The following is a 12,588-nucleotide window of genomic DNA, read 5'->3' as shown; positions in this document are numbered from 1 at the left end:
GCACTGGGTCTCCGGCGTTGGTTCCGTCCGGAGTTTAACACACTGAATGCCGGGGTATTCCTTGGCTCAGGCGACAGTTTAGGGAGTGAGTGCGCAATCCGGGTATTTTGCGACCGCATAACGGATGTGGGCGGTGTGGTTGGTGTCGAGGTTTTTTCGAATGTTGGTGAGACCGTAATAGTCCGTCAGGGCGCCGCCGCTGTTGTATCCCAGGATAATCGGCTCCACCAGGAAACGCAGCACCATGCCGGTGGGACGGATTTGCAGTACGTGATCAGACACTACCCTGGTGCTCTCCGCCGGTTCAAGAATGAACGCGTAGTGTTCACCTCGTGTCGGCGCCAAAAAACGAAACTCCACCGATTCGCCATTGGTTAGTGCTCCCCAATGCTGCCGCACAAGTGTGTCGAAACCGCCGTCTACCACAACGTCCTGATTGTAGCCAACATCATAGCTCTTAAGCTCTCCGTCTGGATCTTGCCACTCAATGGTCAAGGTGTCGGGTGAGGGGTACTGAATCGATAGCGATTCGCTAAAATCAGGTTGGAGAAACTCGACGGTTGGGCGGATGACCGAATCCGGGTAGGTCAGGCTTTTTGAGGCGAAAGTTTCCGCCGCTTCCGGTCGGTGGTACCCAATCTTATGGCCCTGGGGCCGGAACACCCCCTCCTGGCAAGAGCCAGACACCCTGTGCTTCTCCTGATAGAGAATGTCCCCGTTTTCGGTTTTTGCCGTGCCGATGAACTCCATGTCGGCCGCCTGCACAGGCAGGGCGGCCAGGGTGATGATCATCGAACAGATCAGCGCCTTGATTGGGAGGGTGTTCATGGCTGGAGCTCCGGGTACAGGGAGTTTCTCAAGAATAGCAGCAGTGGAAACACGACTAGCCAGCCCACCGCCAGAGCAACCAGCGATGGAATCAGCGCGGGTAAGGTGACCGCACCGAGCTGGGCCGCGGACCAGTAGGCAAACGGCCCTGCCATGGGTGCCAACACGAAGGGCAGCCAGGCTTTCCGGCCGATCCAGCTCAGGGAATGGTTCAGGGTGGTCATAAAAATAGCCCAAATCGCCACCAGCCACGGTGGTGTCAAAAACACTTCACCGTCCACGCTCGCCAGAATGCCGGTACGGAACCACAGCAAGTCCAACGCGGCCCCAAGGACCGTACCCAGGCCAATGAACTGAAGCTCGCTCATGCGTTTTTGGCTGACCAGTACAAAGTGCAGCACCAGAAATGCCAGCACCAGCCCGGCCGCTGCCAGGCCCGGATACAGGACACAGATCAGCCAGCCGGTTTGGAAGATGACAAAATTCAGGACATTGCGGGCGGTCTCGGAGCGGATCATAGGCTAAGAATGTTCGCTCGTTTGTTGCCAGGCTTTGCCAGCAGGATTTGGGACACACCGATGGCGCGTTCGCTGAAGCCGGCCTCGCAGTAGGCAAAGTAGAAATGCCACAGGCGCCGGAATGCCAGATCGTAACCGGCGCTGTCCAGCTCATTGGATTGGGCCATGAACCGTACACACCAGTCGTTCAGGGTGCGCGCGTAATGGAAACCAATGTCTTCGGCGTGGGTCAGTACCAGGTTGCTCTGGTTGCGCACGGACTCAAAAATCGCGCCGAATGAGGGTATAAAGCTGCCCGGGAAAATAAAACGCTGGATAAAATCGACGTTGGACAGCGCCCGCGCGTAGCGCTGTTCCGGCATGTTGATGGCCTGAATCAGTGCCAGTCCGTCCGGCTTCAATAAGCTACTGACCTGGGCAATGTAGCTATCCAGGAACTGGGGGCCAACGGCTTCGATCATTTCAATCGAGACCAGTTTGTCAAATTGGCCTTCCAGATCCCGGTAATCGTCAAACAGCAGGGTAATCTGCTCCTGCAGGCCTTCTTCCACAACCCGGGCCTTTGCCAAGTCCAACTGCTCTTGGGAAATGGTGGTGGTGGTCACCTGACAGCCGAAGTACTTGGCGGCATGAATCGCGAACCCGCCCCAGCCCGTGCCGATTTCGATGACCCGGTCACCGGGCTGCAAATCCAGCTTACGGCAAATGGTGTCCAGCTTATGAACCGCCGCCTCGCCCAGGGTGGCTTCCGGGGAGGGGTAAATTGCCGATGAGTACATCATGGTGGGGTCGAGGAACCGTTCGAACAGGTCGTTGCCCAGATCGTAGTGGGCGCTGATGTTCTTCCTGGAGCCTTCCCGAGTATTCCGGTTGAGCCAGTGCAGGCCCTTAAGGGTAGGCTTGGTGATCCAGCTGTACCGGTCTTCGAATTCGTTCATGCGATCGACATTGCGGGTGAAGAAGCGCAGGAGGGCAACCAGATCTGGCGTCGACCAGTCGCCGCTCACATAGGACTCGGCCGCGCCAATGCTGCCGCCGGTCAGAAGATCCCGCCAGGTGCTGTGATCATGAATGATCAGTTCTGCGGGTTGGTGGCGGGTATCGCCATCTCCGAACACGAGATCCTCATAGCCGGATTCCCGAACAGTCAGCAGGCCATCTTCAAGCCGATTGAGCTGTTGTACGACCAGGTTTCTGGCGATTCGGCTAACCAATGGCTTAGTGGTTTTCCGCTCTTCGGTGGCCTGTACTGAAGTATTCAGGTTCTCCATGAACTTACCCTTCCAGATTTATTGTTACTGCGCTCGGCACTGGTCACGTCCAGGCCGGCATCGCTGTTGCCCTGTTTGTGGCTGGGATTGTCTGCGGGGAGTTTGTCCGGGTGAGTGTAAAAGGGCGCGCCTTTCACTTTCAGCTTCAGGGCGTGCCAGTAAATCCCGGCTGTCACCTTGATCGCTTCCATCGGAAACTTTCGCAAACTTCTATGTACTTCCTTACGGGTCAGGGGGGTGCGATGGACTACCAAGGTGGCATCAAAATGTTTTTTTTCGGCTTCCAGAACATTCATGTGAATGCGCAGGTCGGGACCTCTGAAGCTGAATGTCCACTGGTAGTGCTGCTCCATGCCGTTGAACGGCGATACATGAAAACGCTTGCTGAACTCAAACCGTTCACTGTGCCAGCCCTGGGCATTGGCGCCTTCGTGCAGTGTTTCCATGCAATACACATGGCATTCGTGCCAGGGCGTGTTGGAGATCTGGGCCATGATGACTTTCGGCACCGGGCCATCCAGTGGGTTATCGCCGGGGCGGTAACAGAAGTAGAAACTGACCGGATTGAACACGTATCCAAAGTATCGAGGGTGGGTCACCAGCTCGACGGCTCCGTCGGGACGCCAGCCGGTGGCGGTTTCAACCTGATCTCGGACCGCATCAGAGAGTGAGCCAGCCTCCGGTTGAAAATAATCGCTGCGACGCAGTGACAACCAGTTGAAGCGTTCCAGTGAAAACAGAGGGCTGGTCTGCGTAACCTGGTCCCATTCGTCCAGATCAAGCGCGAGCATGCCCGTACTGTACTGAAACTCGTGGCTGACCGGAAATTTCCGACGGTGGCGAACTGTACCCTCAAGCCATTGGCTGTTCATTGCTACAACTCCAGCCCGAACGCCTTGGTCACACGCAGAGCGCTGCGTACCCCGTCCTCATGAAATCCGTTGAACCAGTAGGCGCCACAGAAATGGGTGCGGTTCTGGTTGCCAATTTCGTCGTAACGGGATTGAGCTGCCACGGCACCCATGGTGAAAACCGGGTGAGCATAGCTGAACTGTTTGATGATCTTTTCCGGCGCAATGTCGTGACTGCGGTTCAGGGTCACGCAGAAGGTCTCCGGAGCCTCATCAAAGTTCTGCAGTATGTTCATGTTGTAAGTCACAGAGACCGGCTCGGTACTGTGGGTTGGCATGTAGTAATTCCAGGCGGCCCAAGCGCGCCGGGTATCGGGCAGAACGCTGCTGTCAGTGTGCAGCACCACGTCGTTCTGCTGGAAACCGATGGCGCCCAGGATTTCATTTTCCTTTTCGGTGGCATCGTCCAGCATGGCCAGGGCCTGATCGCTGTGACACGCCAGTACCACCTGGTCGAACCGATGCACTTCGCCGCCCACGGTCACGTCGACACCGTGGTCGTCTCGCTGAATGCGTTCAACGGGGCTGTTCAGGTGTGTGCGATCGCCCAGGCGCTCCATCATCTTGGCAACGTACTGGGCCGAGCCTCCTGAAATGACTCGCCATGTGGGCCGGTCATCCACGGACAGCATACCGTGGTTGTTGAAAAACTGCAGGAAGAAGCGAATGGGGAACTGCTCGAGCACGATCTCCGGTGCGGACCAGATGGCCGCCCCCATGGGTACGATATAGAAACGACGGAAGTAACGGGAATAGCCATTACGGTTCAGATACTCGCCCAGGCTTTCGTCATCGTTGATGGCACCCGAATCCAGATCTTCCTTGGTTTCCTTGTTGAACCGCAGGATTTCCCGGATCATCTTCAGGAACGGCAGATTCAGCAGGTTCTTTCGCTGAGCAAACAGGGTATTAAGGCTGGTGCCGTTGTATTGCAGGCCCGAGGCGTTGCAATCGACGCTGAAGCTCATGTCGCTCTTTTCAGACGCCACGCCCAAGCGGTCCATCAGCTTGATGAAGTTAGGGTAGGTCCAGTCGTTAAACACGATGAAACCGGTATTGACCGGCCAGGTGCGGCCGCCTGCTTCCACCTGCTCGGTGTTGGTATGGCCGCCGGCGTAATCGCCAGCCTCAAAAAGCTGAACATCGTGCTTTTCGGCCAGTTGCCAGGCTGCGGTAAGGCCGGAAACGCCGGCACCAATGACAGCAATACGCTGACGTTCGTTAGTCATTCAAAGGATTCCTAGTTATTTGTTCGTGCTCTTCCGTGCCATGCTCGCCGCCATGCGATCAATCGCCTTCTGCGGCAATGCTCCAAGGGTTCGAAGCATCCACGTAAAGCGCTTGGGAAAGGCGATTTCATTCTTGCCCTTGGCCAGGCCGGCCACGATCCGTTCGGCAGCATCGTCTGCAGTCACGAGAAAGGGCATTGGGAAGTCGTTACGGTCGGTCAGGGGCGTTTTTACGAAGCCCGGCGATACCACGACCACGTCGATACCTTCTTTAGCCAGGTCTGCTCTCAAGGCCTGGGCAAAATAGGTCAATGCCGCTTTCGAGGCGCCATAGCCTTCGGCTCGTCCGAACGGAAACCACCAGGCGGAGGAGCTGACAATCACCAGTGTTGCCGGCAAGCCCTTGGCGCGGGTGCGGCGCAGAGCGGGCAGGGCAATGTCCACACAGCGCGCGGTGCCAATCACATTGGTGTGAATGTTCTTTTCGATCACATCACTGTCGTAGTGGGTGATGTCCAGGTACTCGCAGGTACCCGCGTTCAGAATCGCCATGTGCAGATCGCCCTGATCCTCGAGCACGTTGGCAATCGATTTCAGGTCTTCTTTGCTGGTGGTGTCACCTGCGGCCGCGATGATCCTCTCCGGTGCCGCGGCCCTGAGATCTTCCAGAGGTTGCTGGCGACGTCCGGTTATGACCAGATTGTGACCACCACGGGTGAGCGCCTGGGTTACGGCCTCGCCAATGCCAGAGCTCGCTCCGGTAATCCAGATGTTGGATTTGCTTTGCAGACGTTCACTCATCCGGCGTATCCCTTTATGAAACGGATAATGCGGCCAACGAGGGGGAGATTCTCATACAGCAACTGACCGGCGTCGAAATAATCCCGGTGGAAGCAGACCTTGCCATCCCGTACCCGTAGGTGGCTGATGCCATCCACCATGATTTCACGGCCCCTTTTAATGCGTTTGTGGCGCAGGTGCATAACCCAGGGAATGGCTATGGTGGCCCCCTGCGTTACTGGTTCGGAGAAATCGAAACGGCAGCTGATGACGTTGGAATACGCCCCGGCGAAATAGTGGGTAAGCTGATCCAGACCGTGAACAGCGCCCAGAGGATCCTGGAACTGCACATCTTCACTGTAGACTTCCGACAGCTTGTTCAGGTTTCCCTTGTCCAATTCGTTGAACAACTGCGTGAACTGAGCCAGAGTGGCTGGCACCGCGGAATCCTGCGATCCGACTTCTATGGCTGAGGCGGTTTTCATGCTCGTGTCCTCCTCGCTTTGTCCAGTTGACGGGTTTCTTCCTGAATGTGTTTGGGAATTGGCTTTAGCTCCCAGATTATGCCGAGGCGGGACAGCAGCCACAGGCCATACCAGGTCACATCGATTTCGTACCAACGAAAGCCCTGGCGTACAGTCTGTGGCCAGCGATGATGGTTGTTATGCCAACCTTCGCCCAGCGTTAGCAGTGCCAGCCAGAAGTTGTTGCGGCTGCCATCAGACGTCTCGAAACGGCGCTTGCCCCAGACATGGGAAAGCGAATTGATCGAGACGGTCGCATGGAACAAAGCCACGGTTGAGATGAAGAAACCCCAGACCAGAAGCTGAAGCCCGTCAGTGCCCAAGCCCGGCGCCCAATGCGCCAAGGCTTCACCGAGCCCGAAGATGCTTACCGCAGCCACGGCCGGAACGACCGCGTCGAACCGGTTAATGAATCGAAGCTCCGGGAACTTCATCCAGTCCTTTACCCGGCGCTCATCCATAGCGAAGCCTGCATCGCAAGTGAACCAGCCCACGTGAGACCACCAGAACCCGCCTTGATGTGGGGAGTGCAGGTCCTGCTCTTGGTCGGAGTGCTGGTGGTGATGCCGGTGGTGAGCGGCCCACCACAATGGCCCGCGTTGAGCCGCACTGGCGCCGAGCAGGGCAAAGATAAACTGGGCTGGTCGACTGGTTTTAAAGGTTTTGTGAGCGAAATACCGGTGATAGAAGCCGGTGATGGCAAACATCCGTACCAGGAAAAACACGAACGCGAACGTGGCCGCGAAAGGGCTGACTCCGGTATACAACGCTAAAAAGCACGCCACATGCAGCGCCAGGAACGGAATTACACGGATAAAGTTGAAGGCGCGGGAGCTGGTATTAATGTGATCCGAACCTGCAGAGGCGTCGAACCACCTCAGAATGTTTGTAAGCCAGTTTTGCACTCGGGTCATACCCTGTTTGCCTTTGTTTCCTAGAATGAATCTCGAAAGCGTGATCATTCAATAGGGCTGAACGAAACGCTTGCAGGGTTGTACGTTCTAACTTGTTACTTTGGATGCACAATAGATCATGAATAATCAGTCAGCTCAGATGCCTGTTATACGCCGGGTAGCCATCGTTGGTTCAGGTCTGTCCGGTTTGACGGCCGGAATTCGGCTGCAACAACAAGGACATGACGTAAAGGTGTTCGAGAAAAGCCGGGGTCCCGGTGGCAGGCTTGCCGCCAAGCGGGTGCCAGGCGGCTCCGCTGACGTTGGCGCCCAGTACTTCACTTCCCGGAATCCTGAGTTTCTGCCCTTTCTTCGGAAATTTGCAGGCGAACAGAGCTTCGCGATCTGGCCGGGTCGGTTTGGATTCCTTGATGAATCTGGTAATTGGGGTAGCTTTTCGGACGAACCCCGCTACGTCGGTGCGCCCAGAATGACCGCAATCACCCGAGCATTGTCTGCCCATGTCGACGTAACCGCTGAAACCCGGGTCGAGCGGCTCGAACGTTCAGGCGATCAATGGCTGTTGGTCGACACCGAAGGCAATTTTTTGGGTACCTTTGACCAGGTCATCATTACCGCGCCCCCGGCACAAGCCCAAACCCTACTGGCAAACAGTCAGCTTTCCAACCTTGTGGCGGAACTGGAGCAGCCGGTACAGAAGGTGTTGCCTTGCTGGGCGGTAGCAGCCCATTTCGAAACCTCGCCCTGGCCCCACCACGAGGGCATGAGGGTTGAACACCCGGTGCTTTATTGGCTTGCCAACAACTCCAGCAAGCCGGGACGAAATGACGACGGACACTGGTGGGTACTGCACGCCAATCCGGAGTGGACTGAGCAACATGTGGAAACTCCTGCCGAGCGGGTCGCGGCACTGATGGTCGATGCTTTCCGGGAGCTGACCGGGTTCAGTGCTGAGCCGGACAACCTGGTCACGCATCGGTGGCTGTACGCCCGCTCTCGGGATGGTGATCAGCCCGGGCACCTGTGGTTTGCCGATAACCGCATAGGTATCGCCGGAGACTGGTTGTCCGGTGGGCGATTGGAGGGTGCTTTTGACAGTGCCAGCAGTCTGGTCGCGGCGATGACGGCAGACCGCTAGAACTCGCTGCTGGAACGATCACGGTCGTCGGTGGCAGTCACCGTCGGCCGGGTATAGAAATGCGTGATGGTGCCGTCGCGGAATTTGCTGAAGAAAGCGCTGACATCGGTGATCTTCTTGACCGACCGTTTCCGGGTGATGGGGGCACGGGTCAGTACTTTAATGCCATTAAAGTTGTCCTGAATATTGGAGAAGCGAGCCCGCATCGAGCAGGTGACGACTTTCTCCGCATCGAGCCCCAGCTCCTGCGCCAGCCAGGCGCTATGGCGTTCGATGCCACGTTCGCTCAGGTCTTCTCGGGTATCGAGGTGGTCCAGCTTAATGCGGTTCACTATGCAGAACGAAAAGCTACTGGGATGCTTGCGGGCCACTTTCCGGAACGCTTCCCAGAAAAAGTTATCGGTCAGTTCCGCGAAGTAGCGCATATCGCTCAGGCAGGTATCCACCCAGTCGAAATTCTCGGGGTCCTCGAGCACCTCATTGATCGCCTCCCTTAAGAGCCAGTCAAACCCCAGCGCGGTCTTGTGGGCGTAGACCTTGCGATACATCTGATGCCGGCTGTAAACGAAATCCTCCAGCGCCCCCAGACCTTTCTGGGTAATCGCCAGGCCCAGCCAGGGCTCGGTCACGTCCCAGCCAAAACGCAGGTTGCTTAACAGGTGGTCCAGATTAAAGCCACCGATGGTGACTGAGGAGTGAAACCCGTCCCTGAGCATGTAATCAGCGCGGTCGGCATCAATTTCACCAGAGACAATCGATTTCAGCAGGTCCATGACCATCCGCGGAACATCCCGACCGATCAGTGAGGCGGATTCCGCGTCTTCACCGGCAATGAAGGCCCAGAAGGTCTGGGCATGGCGGCAAAAGGTTTCGCTGGGCTTAACGTCGGTGGTTTCCATGATGCCGATGACATCCCGGGCATGGAGGCCAGCGCAGTCGAGGTCCACCGCGGACAGTACGTCATGGGCCACGCGCACCGAATAGTGTTCGTGCTCAAGTTCTGCCGGCTCCTCACCGTGGTAAGCGGAAAAGTCCACACCTGTCCAGAGGTCGGCAAAACGGCCGGCGCGTGACATCAGTGCCCGAATGCGACGGGCCTGGGTAAACTGGTGGGAAAAGCTGGAGTGTCCGCTATCGTGCAGCAGGCAGCCAAGCCGAATAGTTTTCGCCAGGTAGTCGATGGCATCCAGCTGGCTCAGACTGAGATCGGTGAGGTCGCTGAGTTGCCGCTCGCGCAGGTAGGCGTCAATCATCGAGCGGAACATGCGACTGCCCACATGCATCACGCCGATGCTGTGCAGAAAACGGGAATGGGTGGCACCTGGAAAGACCAGGCTCAGGATATCGTTCTGGCAGATGTTCCTGAGGCGCTGGAACAGCGGGTGGTCGATCACTTGGATTTCGTGCCGGTAGAGTGGGATTCCGCCATGAACCGGATCCATGATCAGCTTGTCATAAGCGCCAAGTAAATCGTTTACCGCTCGTCTCATCGCCGAATTCCCCTCCAAATTCATCAAACTGGCCTTGTTATATCACAGGGTCGTGCCAGAATAGGCGTATTAACGCCATTTTTTCTTTTATCGCTGGTAGCTTAGGGCAGTAGCCATGACCTCGCGCACCGAGCGCATACTCATTATTGATGTCGACGAAACGGCTCGCACGGATCTGTCTCGCTACCTGGAAGCTAGAGGGTTTTACGTTTCCGGTTCTCCCAGCCTTGCCTCCGCCAAGACCCTGTTCGATGACAATGCTCCTGACGTCATCTTTGCAGACCTGCCGCCAGCTGCGATTAAAGATCTGGCCACCAGGCTGGAAGAGGCGGATGTTTTCGCTCCTATTGTCTGCTGTTCCACCAGCGAGTCCAGTGCCGACGTTGTTAGCGCGCTCAGGGCCGGGGCCGCCGACTTTGTCCTCAAGCCCTGCAATAACGATAAGGGCGCGTTGGACGACGTGATTGAAAAGTTGTTTGATCGGGTCCGGGTGAATCGGCTCAACCAGTTGTATCGCCAGGAACTGGAAGAAGCCAACCGTGATCTGCGCAATGGCATCGCCGAACTGCGGGCTGATCAGCGGGCTGGCCGGAAAGTGCAGTTAAGAATGCTCCCGGATCACGTTCAGGACGTGGCCGGCCTGAAGGTCGACCACCTGATCAAACCGTCGCTGTACTTGAGTGGCGATTTTCTGGACTATTTCCAGATTTCTCCCAATCAGGTTCTGGTGTACATCGCAGATGTGTCGGGCCATGGCGCCAGTTCTGCGTTCGTGACGGTATTGCTGAAAAACCTGACCAACCGGTTGCAGCGCAATCTCCGCAGGCATTCAAGCGACGACATTTTGTACCCCGACCGTTTTCTGGAACGCATCAATTCAGAACTGCTCGATACGGGTCTCGGCAAACACGTAACCGTATTTGTTGGCATTATCTCCATCGCTGAGCGTACATTGACGTATGCAGTGGGGGCCCATTTTCCGATGCCAATTCTTTCATTCGAGGGTGGAGAAGCGGCGTTTCTCGAGGGAAGTGGCCTGCCAGTGGGGCTTTTCGAGACCCCAACGTGGGAGGTTTACGAAATCCCCCTGGATAAACCGTTCCGGCTAACCCTGTTCTCGGACGGAATATTAGAGGTCATTCCGGCAAAAAGCCTGGATGAAAAGGAAAGGACACTACTTGAACTCGTGTCTGGAGGTCGTCACACTATCGCCTCCTTGAGCGAGGCTCTAAATCTCGACGAGATCACGGAATTACCGGATGATATAGCGATCGTCTCGGTAACTGACGCCATAATGGATTCAGTCAACAGGTCGTCGAAATAGTGGCAGTGTGAAGCATGGCTGGTTATAAGATCCTGCAAGCTGAAAAACAGGGCATTTATGTCCTGAAGTTTATTGGAGAAATCCGGCTGAACCTGTGTTCAACGCTGGACAATCTGGTTGAGTCCATTACTCAGGACCCTGAATTCAAGACCGTGGTGATCGATCTCACTGAAACCGAGATCATCGATAGCACCACACTGGGCCTGCTGGCCAAAATCGCCATGGCCGCTCAGCAGCAGAGCAATTTTCTGCCCACACTGATCTCCACCAATCCGGATATTACCCGCATTATCACTTCCATGGGGTTCGACAAGATATTCATCATTGTCAGGGAACCTGCGTCCCGCATTGAAGAGCTTGAAGAAATCCCGGTACTGAAGGCCAGCGAACAGCAGGTTCGAGATAAAGTCCTTGATGCTCACAAGGTGCTTATGGGGCTGAACAGTCGAAACAGGGAAGAGTTCAAGAATCTGGTACGTGCTCTTGAGTGTGAAGAGACCGGTTAAAGGCAGTGCCGTTTCGCCGATTCGGAATCATCCGGATTCTCACCCGACTAGATAACACAACGGATTAACTATGCCTCAGAAAAATGCACCTCAAGACCATGGGGGCGCCGTTCCGGTGCACGATGTAGCCGTTCTTGGCGGTGGCAGCTTTGGTACCGCAATGACCAAGGTGCTGGCGGAGAACGGCCATCGCGTGCATTTCTGGATGCGCGATGCAGCCCAGGTTGAGGAAATCAGCACCACATCCATCAACAGTCGGTACATGCCCGACGTCAAACTGAGCGGAGATGTCCTGCCTACCACTGACCTGGCAGAAGCTGTCGGCAAGGCCGAGATCGTATTTGTCGCCATTCCCAGCAAAGCCTTCCGGGCCGTAATTCGGGAACACTGTGATGAGTTCCGCGACGGTCAGATTGTTATCAGCCTGACCAAGGGCATCGAAGAGCACGGCTTCAAGCTGATGAGTGAGATCCTCCAGGAGGAGATCCCCCGCTGCCGTATTGGCGTGTTGAGTGGGCCGAACCTGGCTGGAGAAATCGTTAACCGCGACCTGACCGCCACAGTAATTGCCGCCAAAGACCCCGATGTACGCCGCACCGCTCAGGATTTGTTGGGCTGCGAATACTTCAGGGTTTACGCGAACGTTGATATCTATGGTGTTGAATTAGCGGGCGCTTTGAAAAATATCTACGCCATCGTTGCAGGCCTGTCATCAGCCCTCGACATGGGCGAGAACGCCAAGGCCATGCTGATTACCCGTGGCCTGGCAGAGATGAGTCGCTTTGCTGTCAGCTTGGGGGCGAACCCCATGACGTTCATGGGGCTGGCGGGTGTTGGCGACCTCATCGTAACCTGCACTTCATCCAAGAGCCGTAATTTCAGGGTTGGTTACGCTGTCGGCAAAGGCCAGAATCTGGATGACGCCGTCGCTGAATTGGGGCAGGTGGCCGAAGGTATCTACACCCTGAAGCTTGTTAAGGAAAAGTCCGAGGCGATTGGCATCTATATGCCGTTGGTTCGCGGTCTTTATGAAATCCTTTACGGCAACGCGTCTATCAAGGCGGTTATTAACAGCCTGATGATGGCGGTGCAGAACTCCGACGTGGAGTTCATTCTGCCTCGTACCATCACTCAGTAACGCCCGCGCAACGGAGG

The 12,588-nt window shown here is 56.1% G+C and carries 13 protein-coding genes; 4 read left to right on the top strand and 9 right to left on the bottom strand.

Annotated features, from left to right (window positions below; genetic code table 11):
- Positions 1 to 78: 78 nt before the first annotated feature.
- Genes QUE89_RS08945 through QUE89_RS08910 form a run of 8 tightly spaced genes read right to left on the bottom strand, consistent with a single transcriptional unit; the run spans position 79 to position 6,975 of the window.
- Positions 79 to 828 carry a hypothetical protein gene (locus QUE89_RS08945; RefSeq protein WP_286219760.1) on the bottom strand — a complete coding sequence of 250 codons (750 nt, stop codon included), beginning with the start codon at positions 826 to 828 and terminating at the stop codon, positions 79 to 81.
- The gene (locus QUE89_RS08940; protein WP_286219759.1) at positions 825 to 1,346 is read right to left on the bottom strand and encodes a DUF2878 domain-containing protein; all 522 of its coding nucleotides are present in this window, start codon (positions 1,344 to 1,346) and stop codon (positions 825 to 827) included. Before QUE89_RS08940 ends, QUE89_RS08945 begins: the two co-directional genes overlap by 4 nt.
- Positions 1,343 to 2,617, bottom strand: coding sequence for an SAM-dependent methyltransferase (locus QUE89_RS08935; protein ID WP_286219758.1), 1,275 nt, complete (start codon positions 2,615 to 2,617; stop codon positions 1,343 to 1,345). Before QUE89_RS08935 ends, QUE89_RS08940 begins: the two co-directional genes overlap by 4 nt.
- Positions 2,605 to 3,489: a DUF1365 domain-containing protein gene (locus QUE89_RS08930; RefSeq protein ID WP_286219757.1), complete on the bottom strand. Its 885-nt coding sequence runs from the start codon at positions 3,487 to 3,489 to the stop codon at positions 2,605 to 2,607. The genes QUE89_RS08935 and QUE89_RS08930 overlap by 13 nt, the downstream gene beginning before the upstream one ends.
- A 2-nt stretch (positions 3,490 to 3,491) precedes the next feature.
- On the bottom strand, positions 3,492 to 4,757 hold the full coding sequence (locus tag QUE89_RS08925) for an NAD(P)/FAD-dependent oxidoreductase (protein WP_286219756.1): 1,266 nt from the start codon (positions 4,755 to 4,757) through the stop codon (positions 3,492 to 3,494).
- Between the two features lie 15 nt (positions 4,758 to 4,772).
- Positions 4,773 to 5,558 (bottom strand): SDR family NAD(P)-dependent oxidoreductase, encoded by a 786-nt coding sequence (locus tag QUE89_RS08920; RefSeq protein ID WP_286219755.1) that lies wholly within the window; start codon positions 5,556 to 5,558, stop codon positions 4,773 to 4,775.
- Positions 5,555 to 6,022, bottom strand: a complete 468-nt coding sequence (locus QUE89_RS08915; protein ID WP_286219754.1) for a nuclear transport factor 2 family protein — start codon at positions 6,020 to 6,022, stop codon at positions 5,555 to 5,557. Before QUE89_RS08915 ends, QUE89_RS08920 begins: the two co-directional genes overlap by 4 nt.
- Positions 6,019 to 6,975, bottom strand: coding sequence for an acyl-CoA desaturase (locus QUE89_RS08910; protein ID WP_286219753.1), 957 nt, complete (start codon positions 6,973 to 6,975; stop codon positions 6,019 to 6,021). The genes QUE89_RS08915 and QUE89_RS08910 overlap by 4 nt, the downstream gene beginning before the upstream one ends.
- A gap of 118 nt (positions 6,976 to 7,093) precedes the next feature.
- Here QUE89_RS08910 and QUE89_RS08905 point away from each other — a divergent pair, with 118 nt between their 5' ends.
- Positions 7,094 to 8,113 carry an NAD(P)/FAD-dependent oxidoreductase gene (locus QUE89_RS08905; RefSeq protein WP_286219752.1) on the top strand — a complete coding sequence of 340 codons (1,020 nt, stop codon included), beginning with the start codon at positions 7,094 to 7,096 and terminating at the stop codon, positions 8,111 to 8,113.
- On the opposite strand, the gene QUE89_RS08900 is transcribed toward QUE89_RS08905, so the two are convergent.
- Complete coding sequence (locus QUE89_RS08900) at positions 8,110 to 9,603, bottom strand: HD domain-containing protein (protein ID WP_286219751.1); 1,494 nt, start codon at positions 9,601 to 9,603, stop codon at positions 8,110 to 8,112. The genes QUE89_RS08905 and QUE89_RS08900 overlap by 4 nt on opposite strands.
- Before the next feature lie 115 nt (positions 9,604 to 9,718).
- On the opposite strand from QUE89_RS08900, the gene QUE89_RS08895 reads away from it, so the two are divergent.
- The 3 genes from QUE89_RS08895 (at position 9,719) to QUE89_RS08885 (ending at position 12,571) form a co-directional block, all read left to right on the top strand.
- The gene (locus QUE89_RS08895) at positions 9,719 to 10,927 is read left to right on the top strand and encodes a PP2C family protein-serine/threonine phosphatase (protein ID WP_286219750.1); all 1,209 of its coding nucleotides are present in this window, start codon (positions 9,719 to 9,721) and stop codon (positions 10,925 to 10,927) included.
- A 14-nt stretch (positions 10,928 to 10,941) separates the two neighbouring features.
- Positions 10,942 to 11,433, top strand: coding sequence for an STAS domain-containing protein (locus tag QUE89_RS08890; RefSeq protein ID WP_138441447.1), 492 nt, complete (start codon positions 10,942 to 10,944; stop codon positions 11,431 to 11,433).
- 70 nt (positions 11,434 to 11,503) lie between these two features.
- Positions 11,504 to 12,571, top strand: coding sequence for an NAD(P)H-dependent glycerol-3-phosphate dehydrogenase (locus QUE89_RS08885; protein WP_286219749.1), 1,068 nt, complete (start codon positions 11,504 to 11,506; stop codon positions 12,569 to 12,571).
- Positions 12,572 to 12,588 lie beyond the last annotated feature (17 nt).

Origin of the sequence: Marinobacter sp. LA51, assembly GCF_030297175.1 — a bacterium.
GTDB classification, from domain to species: domain Bacteria; phylum Pseudomonadota; class Gammaproteobacteria; order Pseudomonadales; family Oleiphilaceae; genus Marinobacter; species Marinobacter apostichopi.
Note: the sequence above shows the minus strand (reverse complement) of the source record. Positions and strands in the feature narration are given on the sequence as shown.